Raw genomic sequence first — 22,531 nt, forward strand, 5'->3', positions numbered from 1 at the left:
ATGGCGGTAACCGAGAATCTCTCTTCAGCTACCGCCATCGTTTACCGTTGCTATTTTACTTAAGCCTGACCGGCCGTTGTAGGCATGGCCTGATAAGGAATTTCATTGGCCGTAGCGATCGGATTTGCGCGCGCTTTAAACGCGGTGCGTAAACCGAATACCACAACGCTAAGCATAACAAACATGAATAGCAGCGTAAGGCCGGCATCCAACTGGTTGTTGAATATCAGCGAGCTCATTTGATCGAGAGATTTTGCCGGAGCAAGAATCTTACCTTCATCAAGAGAGACCTGATATTTTTTCGCCAACGCAAGGAAGCCAACGCGCGGATTGGCATCAAATACTTTTTGCCATCCTGCAGTTAGCGTACAAACCAGTAAGAATATGGTCGGAACAACGGCCACCCAAGCGTACTTCTCGCGCTTCATCTTAAACAATACTACCGCGCAAAGCGTGAGTGCGATGGCCGCCAGCATTTGGTTGGCAATGCCAAATAGTGGCCATAGGGTGTTAATTCCACCGAGAGGATCGACCACGCCCTGATACAAGAAGTAACCCCATGCGGCCACGCAAAGGCCGGTTGCCGTGATGTTAGCAACGAAAGAGTCAGTACGTTTCATTGAAGGAACAAACGTCCCCAGCAAATCCTGAAGCATAAAGCGACCTGCACGGGTACCGGCGTCAACGGCGGTAAGAATAAATAAGGCTTCGAATAGAATGGCAAAGTGATACCAGAACGCCATCATGCTTGGGCCGGTTATTTGGCTCAAAATGTGGGCCATACCCACCGCCAAGGTTGGTGCTCCACCGGCACGGGAAACGATGGTTGTTTCACCCACGTCTTTTGCATACTGGACCAGCACATCGGGCGTTACGACAAAGCCCCATGAACTGACAACCGATGCGGCTGACTCGACCGTTGGCCCCAGAAGCGCCAGCGGGCTATTCATCGCAAAGTAAACGCCCGGATCGATAACCGATGCAGCAATCAGCGCCATAATGGCAACAAACGATTCCATCAACATGCCGCCATAGCCGATAAAGCGCGCGTGGTTCTCATTTTCAAGCATCTTTGGCGTAGTACCAGAGGCAATCAGGGCGTGGAAGCCAGAGATTGCACCGCAGGCAATGGTAATAAATAAGAACGGGAAGAGGTTGCCTGCCCATACCGGGCCAGTACCATCAATAAACTTGGTGGTTGCCGGCATTTGTAAATCAGGGGCGATAATAACAATGCCGATAGCCAGACCAACAATGGTACCGATTTTTAGGAAGGTGGACAGATAGTCGCGCGGTGCAAGCAATAGCCAAACCGGTAGTACGGAGGCGATGCCGCCATAAATAATCAGCGCCCAGGTCAGTTGGATCCCATCTAAGGTAAAGTAAGGTGCCAGCGTTTCGCTTTTCGCCACTTCCCCGCCGTAGATAATCGCCAGCATCAGCAACACAAATCCGATAATAGATATTTCACCAATTTTACCCGGTCGAATATAGCGAGTATAAACCCCCATAAACAGCGCAATTGGAATGGTAACGCCAACGGTAAAGGCACCCCACGGGCTGTTAATGAGCGCCTTGACTACGATGAGCGCAAGTACGGCCAGAATGATAATCATGATCATAAATGCGCCGAATAGCGCAATCACTCCCGGAATGGTGCCAAGCTCTGATTTAACTAAATCGCCCAGCGAACGTCCGTCGCGCCGGGTTGAGACAAACAGCACCATAAAGTCTTGAACCGCACCGGCAAAAACCACGCCGGCCAGAATCCAGATCATTCCGGGTAAATAGCCCATTTGTGCCGCTAAAACCGGGCCAACTAATGGGCCTGCTCCGGCAATGGCTGCAAAATGGTGACCATACAGAACATATTTATTGGTAGGAACATAGTCCAGCCCGTCATTATGCCGGTAGGCTGGCGTCATTCGGGTTGCGTCAAGACGCAGTACTTTGTCGGCAATAAAGCGGCTGTAATAGCGATAAGCGATTAAATAAACACATACTGCAACAACAACAATCCAAAGTGCGTTAATTTTCTCACCGTTATTTAAAGCAATAATGGCTAGTCCACAGGCACCAAGTATAGCGACGGCGATCCAAGTAATATGAGACGCTATGCTGCGCATAGGGTCCTCCTCATTTGTAGGAAACAATAAAATAGGGAATAAAAGTTTATTTTCAGATTATTTATAATAGATACTTGCTAGACGATAGTTGGAATATAGCAAGTTAATCTATATCAATAATGCGTATCTGAAATCAGATAATCATATTTTTGGTTTCTTACCTCATCTTAATTACGGCTGAGCCCATATAGCTTGAATGATTTATATTTCAAGTAGCTGTTGTATGCTTGTGTTTTAATTGGTTTTTGTTAAAAATGACATCGTCATTACGATGTTTTATGAAGAATCACTAATACTGTGAAAATCATCATTCAGACTATTAGTGTCATAGAGTTTATCAACAGATTCAAAAAACTAGTTTGCACTTGCTCACAGGTTGGCAAATTTTTTAGTTTTTCATTATCACTAAAAACCGTAATTAATGCAGGGTGATTGTGTGGGGGATATCAAAAAATAATAAATCAGCGCGTTATAACATTGATTGGCTGATAGGTGTGTAGTTTATATTGATAGCTGCATTACTGATATAAAATATATATTGTGTAATGCAGCCTGAATAGAATAATGGATCAGTTCAGATTCATTTCTTCAGCAATCTGTTTTACCCAAGCGGAAACTCGCTCTGCGGTGAGTTCTGGCTGGCGATCTTCATCAATGGCCAGGCCAATAAAGTGATCGTCATCGGCTAAGCCTTTCGATGCTTCAAACTGGTAGCCTGCCGTTGGCCAGTTACCGACAATGGTTGCACCACGCGGTTCAATGATGTCGCGGATAGTGCCCATTGCGTCACAGAAGTACTCTGCATAGTCTTCTTGATCGCCACAGCCAAAAATGGCTACGAGCTTACCTTCAAAGTCGATCTCTTCCAGCGTTGGGAAAAAGTCATCCCAGTCACACTGTGCTTCACCGTAATACCAGGTTGGTATGCCTAGAAGCAGCGTATCGAAACGATTGATATCTTCTTGGCTACTTTTTGCTATATCGTATATTTCGACAATATCTTTGCCCAACTGCTTTTGAATCATCTTGGCAATGTTTTCAGTATTGCCAGTGTCGCTACCAAAGAAGATACCTACGGTTGCCATAGCGTGTTACACCTTATAAATATTGTATGGATATTAATACGTCGTATTCAATAATATAACATTGTTGGTGCTCGATGGCATCGTTAATCTACACGATAACCGTCTGGCGGCGGGGAGTGTGGGGATCTAACTGCCTGCGTTTTATGAGCGGCTTTTCTTGAGCCTTTTGTATTCGTTCAACAGCAGGAATTCGATCAGCTCACTGCGATTTATTTGATGGATTTCTGACAGCCCATCTAACGCATCAACCGCTTCTTGAGTCAGCTTTAGCTCAACGCGTTTTAGACCACGAACTTTGTCTCGTTTTAGCTGATTACGCTTATTGATTCGTAATTGCGCGTCACGGGGCAAGGTACTGGTTTTAGGCCGCCCGGGGCGACGTTCATCCGCGAAAAGATCCAGCGTGGTACGATCTAATTGTTCTTTTGCCATAAAATCAGTGAGTATATGAAACCAGATAAATACAAAAAACCGAGCGTTCAACCAACCGTGACCATCAATGATGGAGCGATGGAGAGCTCAGGCTATCTACGCTAATAGCGTGGCCGCAAATCATAACGCAGATACCGGACTCCCGCCAACGTCAAACCGATATTAGTCGGTAAAAAAGTAGTAATAGCTGCGTAATCGAACCCAATCAGGGCTGTAATAGCTTACGGATAACCCGGATAACTAACTGCGGTTTTTCAGCGTGAATCCAGTGCCCGCATCCTGCGGCTACGTAGGCTCTGGCCATCGGAAACTGACGAGCAATGGCTGGGCGGAAGCCGTCCTGTATATACGCAGAGCGTTCACCGCGAATAAACATCACCGGTTTATTCCATTCGTTAACCTCTTTCCAGCCGATAATTTCGTCATAATGCTGCTCCAGCGCCGGAACGTTAAAGCGCCATTCCCCCTCATGAAATGATTTGAGCAGAAATTGAATCACGTCGTTATGCAAGCCAAACGGTTTCATTATTTCGGCCGCTTGAGTACGCCGGGTAACGTTTGACTGAGCGACGGCATTGAGTGCGGCAAAAACCTCATCGTGCTGCCTTTCTTGATAGGCAACCGGTGCTATATCAATAATCACTAACCGGGATATTCGTTTCGGGGCTAGTTCCGTCAGCATCATCGCGACTTTCCCACCCATAGAATGACCCACTACGCTAATATCATGCATGTCGAGCCGATCGAACAGCGAGAGTAAATCTTCGGCCATCGATCGATAGCTGACTTCCGATGAGTGAGGGGAGAGGCCATGGTTACGCAAATCAACCTGCAATGTTTGAAAATCGTGCTGGAGATCTCTGGCAAGCACGCCCAGATTGTCTAAAGTTCCAAAGAGGCCATGTATGAGAACAATTATTGGCCCGTTACCCTGGATGCGGTAGTTTAATTTCATAACAATAGTCACATCTTTGGTTGCTTTGCGTTAGAGTATCACGATACGAACGAGTATAATTCCCATGAATAACCTGAAAAGAATTATAGGATAAAGATGAAAACTATCGAAGTTGACGAAGAGCTTTATCGTTATATCGCCAGTCAGACTTTACATATTGGTGAAAGCGCTTCTGAAATTTTACGCCGGATGCTTAATTTTACACCGGCAATGCTGGTGGCTGAAGAGGCTTCCCATTCGTCAATTAACGCGTCAATCAATGCGTCAGTGGCTCCTGCAAGCGTCGCTAAAGTGGTTTCACCGGCTGAGCGCAGTCAGCGGATCGGTGAACTGCTGCTGTCGGAAGAGTTTAATGAGCAGAAAAAGGCGGTCGATCGCTTTTTATTGATACTGTCAGTGCTCTATCAGATCAATAAAAATGATTTTGCTGATGCGACCGAGTCGCTCCACGGCCGCACCCGCATCTATTTTTCTAACGCCCAAGAAACGTTGTTACAAAATGGCCGCCATACTAAACCAAAAGCGGTACCTGAAACGCCATACTGGGTTATCACCAATACTAACTCAGAGCGTAAACGCAGCATGGTTGAACATATTATGGCCGCAATGCAGTTCCCGGCCGAACTCATACAACAAACCTGCGGCAGTATCTAATTTATCGGCAAGTTCCAGAGAGAGTACCAAATGGCTAATCACCCAAGAGCCGGGCAGCTAGCGCGGCAAAGCGATTTGATTAATATACCTCAGTTAGTTTCTGAATATTATGTCTTACAGCCTGACTGCGACAACGCCGCCCATGCTGTCAAGTTTGGTACTTCGGGCCACCGTGGAAGCTCGATTCGGCAGAGCTTTAATGAACCACATATTTTAGCTATTGCTCAGGCCATTGCTGAAAACCGTACGGCTCACGGCATTACCGGCCCCTGTTTTGTCGGAAAAGATACTCACGGCCTGTCTGAACCTGCGTTTATTTCGGTTTTAGAAGTGCTTTCCGCCAACGGTGTAGACGTGGTTATCCAACAGGATAACGGCTTTACGCCAACGCCGGCTATCTCTCACGCTATTCTTTGCTATAACCGCAAAGGCGGAGCGTTAGCCGACGGTATTGTGATTACTCCCTCTCACAATCCACCGGAAGACGGCGGCATTAAATATAATCCACCTAACGGTGGGCCAGCGGATACTAACCTTACTCAGTGGATTGAAACCCGGGCTAACGGACTACTGCGCGATAAGCTACAGGGCGTTAAACGTTTAACGTTTGCCGTGGCGAAACAGGGCGGGTTTATCCACGCGCAAGATTTAGTCCAACCTTACGTTGAACAATTGGCCGATGTGGTCGATATGCCAGCGATTCAAAACGCCGGGCTAATGCTAGGGGTCGATCCCTTAGGCGGCGCGGGCATCGCTTACTGGCAGCGTATTGCCGAGTTTTATAAGCTCAACCTTACTCTGGTTAATGACTCCGTTGACCCATCGTTTCGCTTTATGCATTTAGATCACGATGGCATTATTCGGATGGACTGCTCATCCGAGTGCGCAATGGCCGGGCTGTTGGCGCTAAGAGATAAGTTTGATTTAGCCTTTGCTAACGATCCGGACTACGATCGCCACGGTATCGTTACGCCGAAAGGGTTGATGAATCCTAACCATTATCTGGCGGTGGCAATCCACTATCTTTATCAGCATCGCCCTCGGTGGAATAACGATATCGGCGTAGGTAAAACCTTGGTTTCCAGCGCGATGATTGACCGCGTTGTCGCCAGCCTTGGCCGCAAGTTGGTTGAAGTTCCCGTCGGCTTTAAGTGGTTTGTTGACGGTCTGTTTGACGGCAGCTTAGGCTTTGGCGGAGAAGAGAGCGCCGGTGCGTCGTTTTTACGCTTTGACGGAAAGCCATGGTCTACCGATAAAGACGGCATCATCATGTGCCTGCTGGCCGCTGAAATTACGGCGATTACCGGCAAGAACCCTCAGGATCATTACCAAGATCTGGCCGCCCGCTTTGGTGCGCCTAGCTATAATCGCATTCAGGCTCCGGCAACCCATGCGCAGAAGGCGACTCTGGCAAAGCTTTCGCCGGAAATGGTCACGGCTGACGTGCTGGCGGGTGATAAAATTACCGCACGCCTGACCAGTGCGCCGGGCAACGGGGCATCCATTGGCGGGCTTAAAGTGATAACCGATAACGGCTGGTTTGCCGCTCGCCCGTCAGGCACTGAAGAGGCTTACAAAATATACTGTGAGAGCTTTTTAGGAAAAGAGCACCGCGAAAAGATAGAACGTGAAGCGGTGGATATTGTCAGTGCTGTATTAGCAACGGCAAAATAGCGCCGGGTTTGCCGTTGCGGCATTGAGCCTGGTCTGAATAAAGCGTGGTCTGTTGTTATGATGATAATAACCGCCACGCTTTTTTTATACGGTTATCCCAACGCAACCAACAGCGCCCCGACGGAAATCATACCGATGCCAATGCCGGTATACAGTGTCACTTTCTCGCCAAACAGAATCACCGCCAGAATCACCGCAAAAACGACGCTAAGCTTATCGATGGGCGCAACCTGAGATACCGTGCCGTTTTTTATCGCCATAAAATAAAATAGCCATGATAGCGCGCCAGCGACGCCGCTGAGAATGATAAATAGCAGCGCCTTATGGTCGGCTAGCACTTCAGAAACCATGTTCAGCTTTCCCTGAACCACCACAACGCCAACTAAGAATACTGCCATGACGATAGAACGGATGGCCGTTGCCGTGTTGGCATCCAGATGCTGTAAACCAATTTTTCCAAAAATGGCGACCAGTGCCGCCGTTATCGCCGACAGCAGGGCATATATTAGCCAAGTACTCATTGTAAATCCTAGAGAAGAGGGTAAGCGTTGTGAAGGCAATAATATTACGACTAATTCTGATATAGGCTCAAGCGGCTGAGGGTGGAAAGTTATACATAAAAGCCACAACGACATAATTATCTGAATAAGCGCCGCAATTTTTTATTCTGTTTCTGGAACTCTGACCATCATCTGAATATGTTACCTGAATCGTTAATCTTCCAGAGGGATTGCTATGAAAGGGTTGAGGCTCGAAGAGCGCCAGTTTTTATTTCTACAGCGTAATTTTTATCAACATTTACACCATTCAGCCCTGAACGCTGCTTTAAAAGGCATGAATGATGTGGCTTCCCGCAGGGTAACTAGCCATAACAACTTCAATAACCAGCGTTTACTCAAATAACGGGGCTTAGAAATCACTATGGCTATCAGCGGTCAGCTACATTTTACCCACCAGTTCGTTGCGATGTTAAAAGATGCCATGGCTGCGGGGTCGATTAATCCCGAATGGATCCAAAATAGCGTGTTGCCTCAGATCGGGCGTTACCCTTGCCGTGGTCGCCTGTTCCTTAACCGAACAGCGACAAACAGCGATAATCAACGGTTGAAGTGGCAGCTGGCACGGCGATTTAACTGTAATGAATTACGGGAATTAAGCGGTGACGGCTGGATGATTCTCTATTTGAACAAATATCCCCACGTTTACCTGCTGGCGTTAATTCCGCTGATATCAGACGGAATTTGCAATATTGAAGAAGACTGGATTAACGGAGATTAGTTTTTATTTTAACTGGTCAGACTAGTTGTGATAGCTAAAGTCATCGGCTAAGATAAAGCATCTTAAGCTATTTTAGCCGTCAGATTAAACGCGGTTATTTATCAGGAGGCGATTATGTATCAAAGATATCCGCTCCATCGCATCGTACTTCGCCGCATTGGCGTTATCTTTTTCGGCGTATTAGCCTTACCTTTCATGATGTTTCGCAGCGATAAGAGCCGTTATTATAGCTATTTGCACCGGGTGTGGAGTAAAACCAGCACTAAGCCCGTATGGCTATCTTTATCAGAGCGAGCGCCTAAAGATTTCTATTAATCTTACTGTCAACGTCGTTGACCCATCATTACTGCCAGCTTTTTGGTGAAAATTTACTGATTGATTGGCGGCGCGGTGAACGCTATTTTATGTCACAGCTGATTAACGGTGATTTGGCTGCTAATGCATTTGAAACGGCCCGTAAAGGGACCGTTACGTAGGTCGTTTTGAGAGAACAACATGCTGAATAAACAGTTAGAAATTTTACTGAACCAAAAGCTTAACGTTAGCCGTTTTAAAGATTACGCGCCTAACGGACTACAGGTGGAAGGGTGCCCGGAAGTACAGCGGATTGTAACCGGCGTCACCGCCTGTCAGGCTTTACTGGATGCAGCGGTAGAGCTAAAGGCCGATGCCGTATTGGTGCATCATGGCTATTTCTGGAAAAACGATGAGCCGGTGATTACCGGTATGATGCATAAGCGAATAAAAACTCTGATTAATCACGATATTAATCTTTATGGTTATCATCTACCGCTGGATGCCCACCCATCGCTGGGTAATAACGTGCTATTGGGCGAAGTATTAAATGTCCGTCAGTATGGCAGCTTTGAACCTGAGGACTCGGGGTGCTTTATGTGGCACGGTGAGTTTGAACAACCGATTACCGGTAGTGAGCTGGCGGCTAGAATTGCCCAAAAATATGCGCGTGAACCGCTGCACTGTGGCGATAACGCGCCGCCGAAGATTCGTCGCATCGCTTGGTGTACCGGCGGCGGGCAGGATTATATTAAGCTGGCCGCAGAGCAGGGTTTTGACGCTTTTATTACCGGTGAAGTTTCAGAGCGAACCATTCATATCGCGCGGGAAATGGGTATCCACTTCTTTGCCGCCGGCCATCATGCGACTGAATGCGATGGTATTAAACAGTTAGGCGGGTGGCTGGCGGGTGAACATCAGTTTGATGTTACTTTTGTTGATATCAATAACCCTGTCTGAGTTAAATACCGATTGGCGTTTTTGCCGTATGTAAGGAGTGATTATGCCCGAAGGACCGGAGATTCGCCGCGCCGCCGATAAGCTGGTTACCGCTATTGAAGATAAACAACTGGCTTCAGTCTGGTTTGCCTTCCCTCAGTTGAAAGGCTTTGAATCATCGCTGGTCGGGCAGCGGGTTGAACGAATTGAAACCCGGGGAAAAGCCTTACTCACACACTTTTCTAACGGCCTGACGATGTACAGCCATAACCAACTTTATGGCCTGTGGAAAGTGGTTGATGCCGGAGAGCGCCCACAGACTAAGCGGGATTTGCGGGTAGTACTGGAAGCCAGCGATAAAGCTATTTTGCTGTACAGCGCTTCCGATATTGAAATTGGCCCTCGGGACGCTATTTTACAGCATCGGTTTTTGCAACGTATTGGCCCCGATATTTTAGATAATAGGTTAACCGTTGATGCCGTTGCAGTTCGTCTGCTTGATAAGCGTTTCGTGCGCAGGCAACTGGGGGGAATGTTACTCGATCAGTCCTTTTTAGCCGGGCTTGGTAATTACCTACGGGCGGAAATACTGTGGGATTCACAATTATTACCGGCGCATAAACCGGAAGATTTAACCTCAGAGCAGCTGACCCGGTTGGCCAGCTCTCTTCTGACTATTCCCCGTTTATCGTATATGACCCGGGGTGACGATAACCCCAATTATCATCATGGTGCACTGTTTGCCTTTCAGGTATTTTCTCGGGAAGGTCAGGCCTGCTCGCGGTGTGGTGATATCATTCAAAAAACGTCACTGTCCTCTCGTCCGTTCTTTTACTGTGCGGGCTGTCAGTATTAGCCATAAAAATCCGGGAATTACCCCGGATTTTTTACTAACTATGAACGACTAATCTTACCTATCAGGCTTTATCTGATTTTTTTGGGATCTGGGAATGGAACTCTCTTTCGGCGTAACCGGTATAGAGCTGACGCGGACGGGCAATACGAATGCCGTCGGTGTACATCTCATTCCAGTGGGCAATCCAGCCGATGGTTCTGGCGATGGCAAAGATCACGGTAAACATGGTGGTTGGAATGCCAATTGCTTTCAGAATAATGCCTGAATAGAAGTCAACGTTCGGGTAGAGCTTCTTCTCAATGAAGTACGGATCGTTGAGGGCGATGTGTTCAAGCTCCATGGCGATATCTAACAGCTCATCGCTGAGGTTAAGCTCTTTCAGCACTTCGTGGCAGCTTTCACGCATGACCGTAGCGCGCGGATCGTGGTTTTTGTAAACACGATGGCCAAAGCCCATTAAGCGGAACGGGTCATCTTTATTTTTGGCTTTTTCAATGAATTCAGGAATACGGTCAACGCTGCCAATTTCTTCCAGCATTTTCAGGCAGGCTTCATTGGCTCCGCCGTGGGCAGGCCCCCACAGTGAGGCGATACCGGCAGCAATACAGGCGAATGGGTTTGCACCGGATGAACCTGCGGTTCTTACCGTAGAGGTTGACGCATTTTGTTCATGATCGGCGTGCAGAATAAAAATGCGATCCATAGCGCGCTCAACCACCGGATTAACCACGTACTCTTCGCACGGCGTAGAGAACATCATATGCAAGAAGTTACCCGCATACGACAGCTCGTTGCGCGGATATACAAACGGCTGACCTACCGAATATTTGTAGCACATAGCGGCAACGGTCGGCATTTTTGACAGTAAACGGAATGCGGTAATTTCACGATGGCGCTCGTTGTTCACGTCCAGAGAGTCGTGATAGAACGCAGCCAGCGCGCCAGTTACGCCGCAAAGAACCGCCATCGGATGTGAGTCACGACGAAATCCCTGGAATAAACGGGATATTTGCTCGTGAATCATAGTGTGTCGGGTAACGATGTCTTTAAAGGTGGCAAATTGTTCAGGTGTAGGGGTTTCGCCATATAATAAAATATAACAAACTTCCAAATAGGTAGATTCTTTGGCTAATTGCGCAATTGGATAACCGCGGTGCAATAATATGCCTTGATTACCATCAATGAAGGTTATTTTTGATTCACAAGAAGCCGTAGAGAGATAGCCAGGATCGTAGGTGAAAAGCCCTTTGGAACCAAGGGTCCTTACGTCTAGAACGTCTTCTCCCAGCGAGCCGGATAATATTGGTAGTTCAATATTATTACCGCTATTAAAGACCAATGTTGCTTTTTTTTCTACAGCCATGGTTGTCTCCTCAAATAATTTCTGCTTAGGGAAGTGCGGCAAAATCGATAAAATACAACGCGATTGCCTTCCTCTAAATTATCTTAAATACAGTTGCATAAATTTAGACCATCGTGAAGATAATTTTTACTTTTATTTTACATTTTCGGGTTGGTATAACAATTCACTACACAGTGTAGTTGACACGATTCATTAAAAGCCGTTGTTTTTAATGGTTTTTTGATGGTTGTGATCGTTATCACTTTTCTGGGAAAATGTTATCAATCTGTTTTTATTTGAATTGTAATAGTAAAATGAGCCTTCTATACTCAAGGACACTTCCGAATCGGGAGTTGCAACCTATACGTTGGAGCTACGGGTTATACCTCCTTATAATTATATTTGGGCTGACGTTTTTTTGAACATAACAATTAAAGATAACAAAGGGTTATGTTCAACTAAATAATCTGATATTAATAAGGGGATCGCGGTAGTTTTGGCGGTTTTCTGGTGTTGCATAAAAGTGAAACCTACTTACTCACTTTTTTGCAATAAATTAAATATAGGCTTGTTGGCTTTTAGTAACGACGTGTTAGAGAGTGTGGTAGCGAGTATCACAACACATACTGAAGCGTGAAGCTTAAGAGGTCATAATGCAGAACGGCGCAATAAAGACTTGGTTAGACTCATCTTATCTTGCTGGTGCGAATCAATCTTATATAGAACAGCTGTATGAAGATTTTCTGACAGATCCGAATTCTATTGACGACAGTTGGAGAGCCATTTTCGATAAATTGCCAACCGACGCCCTGAGCCCGGACCAATTCCACTCAACCACCCGTGATTATTTCCGCCGATTAGCCAAAGATTCTAAACGTTATTCTTCCAGCGTCAGCGATCCAGAAAATGACGCTAAACAGGTTAAAGTCTTACAGCTGATTAACGCATTTCGTTTCCGTGGCCATCAGAATGCCAACCTTGACCCGATCAAACTTCGCTATAAAGAGCCCGTGCTTGAGCTCGATCCTGCCTTTCATCATTTAACTGAAGAAGACATGCAGGAAACCTTTAACGTTGGCTCGTTTGCCATCGGTAAAGAAACCATGAAGCTCAGTGAAATTTATCAGGCGCTAAAGCAGACTTACTGCGATTCTATCGGTGCAGAATATATGCACATTACCAATACCGAAGAGAAACGCTGGATTCAACAGCGTCTTGAATCGGTGGTGGGGCGCGGTAGCTTTAGCCATGAAGAAAAGAAACGATTTTTACAAGAGCTAACCGCGGCAGAAGGGCTAGAGCGTTATCTCGGTGCTAAATATCCGGGTGCAAAACGTTTCTCTTTGGAAGGCGGAGATGCACTCATTCCTATGCTAAAAGAGATGGTTCGCCATGCGGCACATAACGATGGTCGCGAAGTCGTTTTGGGTATGGCCCACCGCGGCCGTCTTAACGTATTGATTAATTTATTGGGTAAACGCCCGGGCGATCTGTTCGACGAATTTGCCGGTATCCATAAAGAGCACCTTGGCACCGGTGACGTGAAATACCATCAGGGCTTTTCCTCTGATTTTGAAACCGAAGGCAAACTGGTTCATTTAACGCTGGCATTTAACCCATCCCACTTAGAAATTGTGAGCCCGGTGGTTATCGGATCGGTGCGCGCCCGTCGTGACAGAATTGATGCAACCGGCAGTAGCAACCAAGTGCTACCGATTACTATCCACGGTGATGCAGCAGTTATCGGTCAGGGAATTGTACAAGAGACGCTGAATATGTCTCAGGTTCGCGCTTATGAAGTGGGCGGAACGGTACGCATCGTGATTAACAACCAGATCGGCTTCACCACATCCTTCCCTCAGGACGTCCGTTCAACGGAATACTGCACTGATATCGCGAAAATGATTCAGGCACCGATTTTCCATGTGAATGCTGACGACCCGGAAGCCGTGGCTTTTGTAACCCGACTGTCCCTTGATTACCGTAATACCTTTAAGCGCGACGTCATGATTGATTTGGTCTGCTATCGCCGCCATGGCCATAACGAAGCCGATGAGCCAAGCGCAACGCAGCCAATGATGTACCAGAAGATCAGGAAGCAGCCAACGCCGCGCAAAGTTTATGCGGATAAGCTGATCGAAACCAACGTGGTCTCAGCGGAAGAAGTGACCGAAATGGTTAACCTTTATCGCGATGCATTAGATAACGGCGACTGCGTGGTTGAAGAGTGGCGCCCAATTAGCGGTCACTCAAAGTCATGGGCGCCTTACCTGAATCACGAATGGGATGAAGCCTACCCCAATGCGGTTGACATGAAACGGTTACAGGATCTGGCGAAGCGCATTAGCCAAGTGCCTGACAACGTTGAACTGCATCCCCGCGTGGTGAAAATTTATGAAGATCGGGCCCTGATGGCCGATGGTCAAAAGCCTTTTGACTGGGGTGCTGCAGAGAATCTAGCCTATGCCACGCTGGTCGATGAGAGCATTCCTGTGCGCATTTCTGGTGAAGACTCCGGTCGGGGAACCTTCTTCCACCGTCATGCGGTGGTCCATAATCAAAAAGACGGTTCTTACTATGTTCCGCTGGCTAACGTGCACAGCAGTCAGGGGAGTTTTCAGGTATGGGATTCCGTACTGTCTGAAGCCGGCGTTTTGGCTTTTGAATATGGCTACGCCACGGCAGAACCGCGTACTCTGACCATATGGGAAGCCCAGTTTGGTGATTTTGCCAACGGTGCTCAGGTGGTTATCGATCAGTTTATTAGCTCTGGCGAACAGAAATGGGGCCGGATGTGTGGACTGGTTATGCTGCTACCGCACGGTTATGAAGGGCAGGGGCCAGAGCACTCATCGGCGCGCTTAGAACGCTATTTACAGCTGTGTGCTGAGCAGAATATTCAGGTTTGCGTGCCTTCGACTCCGGCTCAGGTTTACCACATGCTTCGCCGTCAGGCGCTGCGCGGTATGCGTCGGCCGTTGATTGTGATGTCTCCGAAGTCACTGCTACGCCATCCGTTAGCTATCTCCTCTCTGGATGAGCTGGCAAACGGCGTGTTCCAGCCGGCTATCGGTGAAATTGATAGCCTGAATCCTGACGGAGTCAAACGCGTGGTGATGTGTTCCGGTAAAGTGTACTACGATCTGCTAGAACAGCGCCGCGCTAATGGGCAAAGCAATGTGGCTATCATTCGTATCGAACAGCTTTATCCGTTCCCGCATCAGGCGATGCAAAACGCATTATCCGACTATGCTCATGTGAAAGATTTTGTCTGGTGCCAGGAAGAGCCTTTAAATCAAGGGGCTTGGTATTGTAGTCAGCATAATATTCGCGACGTTATCCCGGCGGGATCAACGCTTCGCTATGCTGGCCGCCCGGCTTCGGCTTCACCGGCCGTAGGCTACATGTCTGTACACCAAGAACAACAAAAGAATCTGGTTGAAGACGCGCTTAACGTTAAATGAATTAAGGATAAATAATGAGTAACATCGATATTCTCGTTCCCGACCTTCCTGAATCCGTCGCCGATGCAAGCGTTGCAACCTGGCACAAGAAACCGGGCGATAGCGTTCAGCGCGACGAAGTGTTAGTTGAAATTGAGACCGATAAAGTCGTTCTGGAAGTTCCCGCTCTGGAGTCCGGAATTTTAGACGCCATTTTGGAAGATGAAGGCGCTACCGTTACCTCCCGCCAGCTGTTGGGCCGACTGCGCCCGGCGGATGTCACGGGTAAGCAAATTACCGATATGCCGCAAAACAGCGAGTCAGCGCCCGCTCAGCGCCAGACAGCCAGTCTGGAAGAGGGCTCGAATGACGCTCTCAGCCCGGCTGTGCGTCGCCTCATTGCCGAACACGGCTTAGACGTTAACTCGATTAAAGGCTCTGGCGTTGGTGGCCGTATCAGCCGTGAAGACGTTACCCAGCATTTGGCTCAACGGGAAACGGTTGCGCCAAAAGCTGCACCGGTCGCCGCTGAGGCTAAAAAGGCTGACAGCACGCCAATGGCGCACCGTAGTGAAAAACGCGTGCCAATGACCCGCTTACGTAAGCGTATTGCAGAGCGTCTGTTAGAAGCAAAAAACAATACCGCCATGTTGACTACGTTTAATGAAGTCAACATGCAACCAATAATGGACCTGCGTAAGCAATACGGCGAGGCGTTTGAGAAACGCCACGGCGCACGCTTAGGCTTTATGTCTTTCTACCTGAAAGCGGTGGTTGAAGCGTTAAAACGCTTCCCAGAAATCAACGCTTCGCTCGATGGCGAAGACGTGGTGTATCACAACTATTTTGATATCAGCATTGCCGTATCGACTCCACGCGGTCTGGTCACGCCGGTACTGCGCGACGTTGACTCTCTGAGCATGGCGGATATCGAGAAAAGCATTAAGGATCTCGCGGTCAAAGGTCGTGACGGTAAGTTGACCGTAGAAGACTTAACCGGCGGTAATTTCACCATTACTAACGGCGGCGTTTTCGGGTCATTAATGTCAACGCCGATTATCAACCCGCCTCAAAGCGCTATTTTGGGCATGCACGCGATTAAAGACCGCCCAATGGCGGTGGATGGTCAGGTTGTGATTCTGCCTATGATGTATCTGGCGCTGTCGTACGACCATCGTCTGATTGATGGCCGTGAGTCAGTGAGTTTTCTGGTGGCAGTAAAAGATCTGCTGGAAGATCCTACCCGTTTGTTATTAGACGTTTAGCGTATTTACCGGTTTAAGCGTTAGTTGATGCACAGCACATAGCCGCCCGATTTTCGGCTATGTGTTGCCGTCAAGCCAAGGATGATGAGCACCAATGCGTATAACGCGAGCGTGCTTATCTTAGTGAGTGTGTTTTCGAGTTCAGGGGGCGCGTTATCTCCTGAGCGTAGAAAGGCGCAGTTCTTTAATCCCCACAATAATGGATAGAACATCATGAACCTACATGAGTATCAGGCAAAACAGCTGTTTGCTCGGTATCGCTTACCGGTACCAACAGGCTATGCCTGTAACACAGCTCAAGAGACGGTCGAAGCCGCCGCAAAAATTGGCGCAGGCCCTTGGGTGGTTAAATGTCAGGTACATACCGGCGGGCGCGGTAAGTCCGGCGGTGTGAAATTGGCTAAAACAAAAGATGAAATCCGTGATTTTGCCCATCGTTGGTTAGGCCAGCGTCTTGCAACCTACCAGACTGACGCCGCCGGTTTACCGGTGAATCAAATTCTGGTGGAAAGTGCGACCGATATAGACCGTGAGCTTTACCTTGGTGCCGTGGTCGATCGCAGCTCTCGTCGGGTGATTTTTATGGCCTCGACCGAAGGTGGGGTAGAAATTGAGAAAGTGGCAGAAGAGACGCCCGAGCTGATTCACAAGATGGAGCTTGACCCGTTAACGGGCCCAATGCCTTATCAGGGCCGGGAATTGGCGTTTAAACTGGGCCTGAGCGGTAAACAGATTAATGAATTTACCAATATCTTTGTCGGGCTTGGCAAACTGTTCCTTGAATGCGATCTGTCTTTAGTCGAAATCAACCCGCTGGTGGTGACTAAATCCGGCGAGTTAATCTGCTTAGACGGCAAACTGGACGTCGATAACAATGCGCTGTATCGCCAGCCAGAACTGCGCGAAATGCGCGATCCGACTCAGGAAGATGCGCGTGAATCCCACGCGGCTGAATGGGAACTGAACTACGTTGCGTTAGACGGCAATATCGGTTGCATGGTTAACGGCGCCGGTCTGGCGATGGGCACCATGGATATCGTTAAGCTTCACGGCGGTGAACCGGCTAACTTTCTCGACGTTGGCGGCGGTGCCACCAAAGAACGCGTGACTGAAGCGTTTAAAATCATTCTTTCTGATGAAAAGGTTAAGGCCGTATTCGTTAATATCTTCGGTGGTATTGTGCGCTGTGACCTTATTGCTGACGGCATCATCGGTGCGGTGGGCGATGTCGGTATCAACGTGCCTGTGGTGGTGCGTTTGGAAGGCAATAATGCCGAGCTTGGGGTGAAGAAACTGAGCGAAAGCGGGCTGAATATTATTGGTGCATCGAGCCTGACTGATGCCGCCCAACGAGTTGTTGCTGCTGCGGAGGCTAACTAATGTCGATACTGATTGATAAAGACACCAAAGTAATTTGTCAGGGGTTCACCGGGAGTCAGGGCACTTTTCACTCCCAGCAGGCGCTTGATTACGGGACTAAACTTGTCGGTGGGGTAACGCCGGGCAAGGGCGGAACGGAACATCTGGGCTTACCGGTGTTTAATACGGTGCGCGAAGCCGTTATTGCTACGGGGGCTACCGCCTCGGTTATTTACGTTCCGGCTCAGTTTTGCAAAGACTCCATCCTTGAAGCCGCCGATGCCGGAATAAAGCTAATTATTTGTATTACCGAAGGTATTCCAACGCTGGACATGCTGACGGTTAAAGTGAAAATCGATCGGCTAGGCGTTCGTATGATTGGGCCAAACTGCCCGGGCGTGATTACCCCGGGAGCCTGTAAGATTGGCATCATGCCGGGCCATATTCATAAGCCGGGTAACGTTGGCATTGTTTCCCGATCGGGTACATTGACGTATGAAGCGGTAAAGCAGACAACGGATGCCGGATTTGGTCAGTCTACCTGTGTGGGCATTGGCGGCGATCCTATTCCGGGAGCTAGCTTTATTGATATTCTGAAGCTGTTCGAACAAGATCCGCAAACCGAAGCCATTGTGATGATTGGTGAAATTGGCGGGGCCGCTGAAGAAGAGGCGGCTCACTACATTAAGCATCATGTGACCAAGCCGGTTGTGGGCTACATTGCTGGCGTAACCGCACCAAAGGGCAAGCGTATGGGCCATGCCGGTGCGATTATCTCCGGCGGTAAAGGCACCGCCGATGAGAAGTTCGCTGCGCTGGAAGCCGCCGGTGTCTATACGGTCCGCAGTTTGGCGGATATCGGTGATGCAGTAAAAAAAGCCTTAGGCAGTAAACCCCACGCTGCCAAAACGCTGTCTGCTGAAGTGAATTAGTCTGAATGTAACATTGATATCAAATTGATGTAAAAAGCCGCGAAAGCGGCTTTTTTTATGCTTAAAAAAACCAGAATGGGAAAGGGGATATCGGCGTTGTTTATTGATTTAATCGCGGTGGCTAGTTTTCACAACCGGAATTAAATATTGCGCATATGATAACAAAAAGTAAATTATGTTATATATCGGCGGGCAGTAACTATACATTTCAGTAGATATTGTGAAAATGGCAGTTAAACATAATTGAAAAATTGTGAATTTATGGTGTAATTAGCTAAACGTGTTCTAGATCATTTTATTGATATATTCATTACACATTGATTTTGATTTGAGTTCACATTTCTGGATTTTATTGTTAAATACCTATTTATTGTAAGGGATTGGAGGCGTAATATTCGAATTGTTATAGAGACGTTTGATGTAATGGCTTCGTTTGTTGCCAACAGTGTTACCGACAGATGGCCGAGTTCGTAATTCAAAATACGTCACTACCATTAGAAGAGTGGTTTTACAAATTTCGTTTGTTGTTTAATTTGTTAAATTTTAGGCATTCACCTTTGGTGAGTATAGTGCAAGGTTTTGGGCATGCCAAATGTAGGGTTATTGCCATCCCAAGCCTTCCTGCGATAAGCAAGGAGTCAAGATGTTTGATGTCGTCGAACTATCACGATTACAGTTTGCCTTGACGGCAATGTATCACTTTCTGTTTGTCCCGCTAACGCTGGGTATGGCGTTTTTGCTGGCAATCATGGAATCGGTATATGTGCTGACGGGTAAGCATATTTATAAAGATATGACTAAGTTCTGGGGTAAGTTATTCGGTATTAACTTTGCTCTGGGTGTGGCTACCGGCTTAACCATGGAGTTCCAGTTTGGTACAAACTGGTCCTACTACTCCCATTATGTTGGCGATATATTCGGCGCGCCGCTGGCTATCGAAGGCCTGATGGCGTTCTTCTTAGAATCAACGTTAGTGGGTTTGTTCTTCTTTGGCTGGGATCGCCTAAGCAAAGTTCAGCACTTAGCCGTAACGTGGTTTGTTGCTCTGGGTTCTAACCTTTCTGCACTGTGGATTCTGGTTGCTAATGGTTGGATGCAAAATCCAGTTGCTTCAGAATTTAACTTTGAAACCATGCGTATGGAAATGGTCAGCTTTTCCGAACTCGTTCTAAACCCGGTTGCGCAGGTTAAATTCGTTCATACCGTTTCTGCGGGTTATGTCACCGGCGCCATGTTCGTTTTAGGTATCAGCTCATTCTACTTGCTGAAAAAACGCGATATTGGTTTTGCTAAACGCTCATTTGCTATCGCAGCCTGTTTCGGCCTTGCCTCTGTACTTTCCGTTATGCTGTTAGGCGACGAATCTGGTCATGAATTAGGCAACGTACAGCGGGTTAAATTAGCCGCTATTGAAGCTGAATGGGATACCCAAAAAGCGCCTGCCTCATTTAACATTGTTAGTATTCCTAATCAGGATAAAATGGAAAATAACTTTGCCATTGAAATACCTTACATGCTTGGAATCATTGCTACCCGTTCTCTGGATACGCAAATTACCGGTATTAAAGATTTAGTGGTTGAGAATGAACAGCGCGTGCGTAACGGTATTACCGCTTATCAAATGTTAGAAAAACTGCGCTCAGGCGATAAAGATCCGGCAGTTCGCCATACGTTTGATGAGACCAAAAAAGACCTCGGCTTTGGTATTCTGCTACACACGCAGGCTAAAGATATCAATAACGCCACCGATCAAGAAATTAAAGCGGCGGCTCTGAGTACTATTCCAGAGGTTGCTCCGCTTTATTATTCATTCCGTTTGATGGTTGGGTGTGGTGTGTTAATGCTACTCATCATTGGTTTGGCCGTTTGGAACGTTGCCCGCAACCAGATTGGTGAAAGATCCTGGTTGCTGCGTATGGCTCTGTTCGGCATTCCGTTACCTTGGATTGCCGTTGAAGCCGGTTGGTTTATCGCCGAGTATGGCCGTCAACCATGGGCCATTGCCGATACGTTACCGGTGGCTGCGGCAACGTCTTCGCTGACCGTGGGCGACTTATGGTTCTCGATCGCTCTGATCTGTGGGCTGTATACAATGTTCCTCATTATTGAAATGTTCTTAATGTTTAAATATGCGCGTTTGGGGCCAAGCGCTCTGAAAACCGGCCGTTATCATTATGAACAAAACAGTGCTTCGATAGCGCAAGAAACACGGTAAACAGGAGTCCAGACATGTTAGATTACGATACATTACGATTTATCTGGTGGCTGTTGGTTGGCGTGTTACTGGTTGGTTTCGCCATAACCGATGGTTTTGATATGGGCGTTGGTATTCTGGTGCCTATTATCGGTAAGACCAATACTGAACGTCGTATTATGATCAACAGTATTGCCCCTCATTGGGACGGCAACCAAGTATGGTTAATCACCGCCGGTGGCGCTTTATTTGCCGCTTGGCCAATGGTTTATGCTACGGCATTCTCCGGCTTCTATGTTGCGATGATTCTGGTCCTCTGCGCTTTATTCTTCCGCCCGCTAGGCTTTGACTATCGCGGTAAGATTGACGGCCAGCGCTGGCGCAACTGGTGGGATGCAGGCATCTTCTTTGGTAGCTTTGTACCCGCATTAGTTTTTGGCGTGGCTTTCGGCAACCTGTTACAGGGCGTACCTTTCAGCGTTGATAACCTGATGCGTGTCACCTACAGCGGCAATTTCTTCCAGCTGCTAAACCCGTTTGCTCTTATCGCAGGCGTTGTTAGCCTGATGATGCTAGTGACTCAGGGTGCCGCGTGGCTGCAAATGAAAACCACCGCTGAACTGCGTTTACGCGCTCGCGCTGCAACGCAAATCGGGGCATTGGTGGTGATGTTAGCCTTTGCGGGAGCGGGCGTTTGGGTTGTGTACTATATGGACGGTTACATTATTACGTCCGTGTTAGACCACACTGCACCATCAAGCCCACTGACAAAAGAAGTGGCTCATCAGGCTGGCGCATGGTTGGTTAACTACAACAGCTATCCTATTTTGTGGGCCGTTCCTGCCTTAGGCGTAGCTTTACCTTTATTAACCATTATCTGCTCACTCTGTAATAAAGGCGGCTGGTCATTCCTGTTTTCCTCACTGACTATCGCGTGCGTTATTTTCACTGCGGGTATTACCATGTTCCCATTCGTTATGCCGTCAAGCATCATGCCTGATGTGAGCCTGACAATGTGGGACGCAACGGCTACTCATCTCACGTTGAAAATCATGACTTTTGTTGCGTTGATATTTGTTCCTATCGTGCTGCTTTATACGATTTGGAGCTACGTCAAAATGTTTGGTCGTCTTGATAAGAAACACATTGAAGACAACCACGCTGCGCTGTATTGATATCAACTTAAGGAGCTAAACAATGTGGTATTTTGCTTGGAGTCTCGGAACGTTGCTTGCCTGTGCAGCCGGTATGATCGGTGCCGTTTGGTATGAAACGAATAACGGGGATAAAGACTAAATCTAATGGGTACCGTGTTTAATAAACTGTACGCGGTTATGGATAAGGGCCCGTTTCGGGCCCTTTCTTTAATTTTGGCGTTTTCGATGGCGTTCTGTGTTTTTTGGCAGCCAGCCAGTTTTGCGGCTAAAACCAGTTCAATTGCCATCTGGCAAAGCCTGTTGATTATGTGGGCCGTCTGCACTGGCGTGATCCATGGCGTAGGGTTCAGACCCAATCAAATGCGTTGGAAAGTATTTTTTACGCCGCTTCCGGCAATTGCGATCCTGATCGCAGGTTTAGCCTACTATTTATCATAAGCTAATCGAAGACGAGCAAAAATAATGGTCAGTTATTCTAACTGAGAATTATTTTCGCCCGCATCCATTCTTCCCATTCCCAAGAGGTTTGCTCTTGCGTATAGTATC

The 22,531-nt window shown here is 47.6% G+C and carries 21 protein-coding genes and 1 pseudogene; 16 read left to right on the top strand and 6 right to left on the bottom strand.

Features of this window, described 5'->3' with window-relative positions; all coding sequences use genetic code 11:
- Window positions 1–59: 59 nt before the first annotated feature.
- The 4 genes from GVI43_RS09010 to GVI43_RS09025 form a co-directional block, all read right to left on the bottom strand.
- Window positions 60–2,126, bottom strand: a complete 2,067-nt coding sequence (locus GVI43_RS09010; protein WP_159566532.1) for a carbon starvation CstA family protein — start codon at window positions 2,124–2,126, stop codon at window positions 60–62.
- Window positions 2,127–2,695: 569 nt separating this feature from the next.
- Window positions 2,696–3,211, bottom strand: a complete 516-nt coding sequence (gene fldA, locus GVI43_RS09015; protein ID WP_159566533.1) for a flavodoxin FldA — start codon at window positions 3,209–3,211, stop codon at window positions 2,696–2,698.
- 141 nt (window positions 3,212–3,352) lie between these two features.
- Window positions 3,353–3,643 carry a LexA regulated protein gene (gene ybfE, locus GVI43_RS09020; RefSeq protein WP_159566534.1) on the bottom strand — a complete coding sequence of 97 codons (291 nt, stop codon included), beginning with the start codon at window positions 3,641–3,643 and terminating at the stop codon, window positions 3,353–3,355.
- 205 nt (window positions 3,644–3,848) lie between these two features.
- Window positions 3,849–4,598: an alpha/beta fold hydrolase gene (locus tag GVI43_RS09025; RefSeq protein WP_159566535.1), complete on the bottom strand. Its 750-nt coding sequence runs from the start codon at window positions 4,596–4,598 to the stop codon at window positions 3,849–3,851.
- 96 nt (window positions 4,599–4,694) lie between these two features.
- Between GVI43_RS09025 and seqA the strand changes: the two genes are divergently transcribed.
- A complete protein-coding gene (gene seqA / locus GVI43_RS09030; protein WP_159566536.1) occupies window positions 4,695–5,252 on the top strand; it encodes a replication initiation negative regulator SeqA in 558 nt (185 codons plus the stop codon).
- Between the two features lie 30 nt (window positions 5,253–5,282).
- Window positions 5,283–6,926, top strand: coding sequence for a phosphoglucomutase (alpha-D-glucose-1,6-bisphosphate-dependent) (gene pgm, locus GVI43_RS09035; RefSeq protein WP_159566537.1), 1,644 nt, complete (start codon window positions 5,283–5,285; stop codon window positions 6,924–6,926).
- Window positions 6,927–7,018: 92 nt separating this feature from the next.
- Here pgm and GVI43_RS09040 read toward each other — a convergent pair whose 3' ends face one another.
- Window positions 7,019–7,447: an EamA family transporter gene (locus GVI43_RS09040; protein ID WP_159566538.1), complete on the bottom strand. Its 429-nt coding sequence runs from the start codon at window positions 7,445–7,447 to the stop codon at window positions 7,019–7,021.
- Window positions 7,448–7,661: 214 nt separating this feature from the next.
- On the opposite strand from GVI43_RS09040, the gene GVI43_RS09045 reads away from it, so the two are divergent.
- From GVI43_RS09045 to nei, 6 genes and pseudogenes are all read left to right on the top strand, one after another.
- Complete coding sequence (locus GVI43_RS09045; protein WP_159566539.1) at window positions 7,662–7,829, top strand: hypothetical protein; 168 nt, start codon at window positions 7,662–7,664, stop codon at window positions 7,827–7,829.
- An 18-nt stretch (window positions 7,830–7,847) separates the two neighbouring features.
- The gene (locus GVI43_RS09050; RefSeq protein WP_159566540.1) at window positions 7,848–8,204 is read left to right on the top strand and encodes a hypothetical protein; all 357 of its coding nucleotides are present in this window, start codon (window positions 7,848–7,850) and stop codon (window positions 8,202–8,204) included.
- A 114-nt stretch (window positions 8,205–8,318) separates the two neighbouring features.
- On the top strand, window positions 8,319–8,519 hold the full coding sequence (locus GVI43_RS09055) for a YbfA family protein (RefSeq protein ID WP_159566541.1): 201 nt from the start codon (window positions 8,319–8,321) through the stop codon (window positions 8,517–8,519).
- 24 nt (window positions 8,520–8,543) lie between these two features.
- Window positions 8,544–8,644 (top strand): annotated as a pseudogene (locus GVI43_RS15795) (FAD-binding domain-containing protein); the annotation flags it as partial.
- A gap of 55 nt (window positions 8,645–8,699) precedes the next feature.
- Entirely contained in the window at window positions 8,700–9,458 is a 759-nt protein-coding gene (locus GVI43_RS09065; RefSeq protein WP_159566542.1) for a Nif3-like dinuclear metal center hexameric protein, read from the top strand.
- Between the two features lie 43 nt (window positions 9,459–9,501).
- A complete protein-coding gene (gene nei / locus GVI43_RS09070; RefSeq protein WP_159566543.1) occupies window positions 9,502–10,293 on the top strand; it encodes an endonuclease VIII in 792 nt (263 codons plus the stop codon).
- A 61-nt stretch (window positions 10,294–10,354) separates the two neighbouring features.
- On the opposite strand, the gene GVI43_RS09075 is transcribed toward nei, so the two are convergent.
- Window positions 10,355–11,656: a citrate synthase gene (locus GVI43_RS09075; RefSeq protein ID WP_159566544.1), complete on the bottom strand. Its 1,302-nt coding sequence runs from the start codon at window positions 11,654–11,656 to the stop codon at window positions 10,355–10,357.
- A 632-nt stretch (window positions 11,657–12,288) separates the two neighbouring features.
- Between GVI43_RS09075 and sucA the strand changes: the two genes are divergently transcribed.
- The 8 genes from sucA to ybgE all read left to right on the top strand — a co-directional run bounded on the left by sucA (window position 12,289) and on the right by ybgE (window position 22,423).
- On the top strand, window positions 12,289–15,099 hold the full coding sequence (gene sucA, locus GVI43_RS09080; RefSeq protein WP_159566545.1) for a 2-oxoglutarate dehydrogenase E1 component: 2,811 nt from the start codon (window positions 12,289–12,291) through the stop codon (window positions 15,097–15,099).
- Window positions 15,100–15,113: 14 nt separating this feature from the next.
- Window positions 15,114–16,343: a 2-oxoglutarate dehydrogenase complex dihydrolipoyllysine-residue succinyltransferase gene (gene odhB, locus GVI43_RS09085; RefSeq protein WP_159566546.1), complete on the top strand. Its 1,230-nt coding sequence runs from the start codon at window positions 15,114–15,116 to the stop codon at window positions 16,341–16,343.
- A 213-nt stretch (window positions 16,344–16,556) separates the two neighbouring features.
- On the top strand, window positions 16,557–17,723 hold the full coding sequence (gene sucC, locus GVI43_RS09090) for an ADP-forming succinate--CoA ligase subunit beta (protein ID WP_159566547.1): 1,167 nt from the start codon (window positions 16,557–16,559) through the stop codon (window positions 17,721–17,723).
- The gene (gene sucD, locus GVI43_RS09095; RefSeq protein WP_159566548.1) at window positions 17,723–18,634 is read left to right on the top strand and encodes a succinate--CoA ligase subunit alpha; all 912 of its coding nucleotides are present in this window, start codon (window positions 17,723–17,725) and stop codon (window positions 18,632–18,634) included. Before sucC ends, sucD begins: the two co-directional genes overlap by 1 nt.
- Before the next feature lie 643 nt (window positions 18,635–19,277).
- Window positions 19,278–20,849: a cytochrome ubiquinol oxidase subunit I gene (gene cydA, locus GVI43_RS09100; RefSeq protein WP_159566549.1), complete on the top strand. Its 1,572-nt coding sequence runs from the start codon at window positions 19,278–19,280 to the stop codon at window positions 20,847–20,849.
- A gap of 14 nt (window positions 20,850–20,863) precedes the next feature.
- Window positions 20,864–22,003 (top strand): cytochrome d ubiquinol oxidase subunit II, encoded by a 1,140-nt coding sequence (gene cydB / locus GVI43_RS09105; RefSeq protein ID WP_159566550.1) that lies wholly within the window; start codon window positions 20,864–20,866, stop codon window positions 22,001–22,003.
- Between the two features lie 22 nt (window positions 22,004–22,025).
- Entirely contained in the window at window positions 22,026–22,124 is a 99-nt protein-coding gene (cydX, locus tag GVI43_RS09110) for a cytochrome bd-I oxidase subunit CydX (RefSeq protein WP_159566551.1), read from the top strand.
- Between the two features lie 5 nt (window positions 22,125–22,129).
- Window positions 22,130–22,423: a cyd operon protein YbgE gene (gene ybgE / locus GVI43_RS09115; RefSeq protein WP_159566552.1), complete on the top strand. Its 294-nt coding sequence runs from the start codon at window positions 22,130–22,132 to the stop codon at window positions 22,421–22,423.
- Window positions 22,424–22,531 lie beyond the last annotated feature (108 nt).

This window comes from Budvicia diplopodorum (assembly GCF_009800925.1).
GTDB classification, from domain to species: Bacteria; Pseudomonadota; Gammaproteobacteria; order Enterobacterales; family Enterobacteriaceae; genus Budvicia; species Budvicia diplopodorum.